Origin of the sequence: Streptomyces sp. BE20 (genome assembly GCF_036322525.1) — a bacterium.
Lineage (GTDB): Bacteria > Actinomycetota > Actinomycetes > Streptomycetales > Streptomycetaceae > Kitasatospora.
Genome location: NZ_JAQYWW010000062.1, coordinates 1 through 540, shown reverse-complemented (window position 1 = coordinate 540; position 540 = coordinate 1). Strand labels below are relative to the sequence as shown.

Below are 540 nucleotides of genomic sequence, written 5' to 3'. Positions count from 1 at the left end.
TTTCCCCATTCGGAAACCCCCGGATCAAAGCCTGGTTGACGGCTCCCCGGGGACTATCGTGGCCTCCCACGTCCTTCATCGGTTCCTGGTGCCAAGGCATCCACCGTGCGCCCTTAAAAACTTGGCCACAGATGCTCGCGTCCACTGTGCAGTTCTCAAACAACGACCAGACACCCACACTCAACGACCCCAAAGGACCGCCTCGCATGAGACCGGCAGTACTGAAGAAACAGACCATAACGGCCGTTCCCTCAGGACCCAACAACGTGCCCGACACAGTCAATCCCAGATCGCTTTCCACGCCGAAGCAGTACTCACGTCCGATCTCTTCCTGTGCCGAATAGTCAACGTTCCACCCATGAGCGACCGTGCAGAACATTCGCCTGCAAGCGGCCATGCGCTCCTTAGAAAGGAGGTGATCCAGCCGCACCTTCCGGTACGGCTACCTTGTTACGACTTCGTCCCAATCGCTGGTCCCACCTTCGACGGCTCCTCCCCTTACGGGTTAGGCCACCGGCTTCGGGTGTTACCGACTTTCGT

2 rRNA genes are annotated in these 540 nt (G+C 58.5%); both read right to left on the bottom strand.

Annotated elements, in window-relative coordinates:
* Positions 1–127 (bottom strand): 23S ribosomal RNA (locus PUR61_RS00235); the annotation flags it as partial.
* Between the two features lie 281 nt (positions 128–408).
* Positions 409–540 (bottom strand): 16S ribosomal RNA (locus tag PUR61_RS00230); the annotation flags it as partial.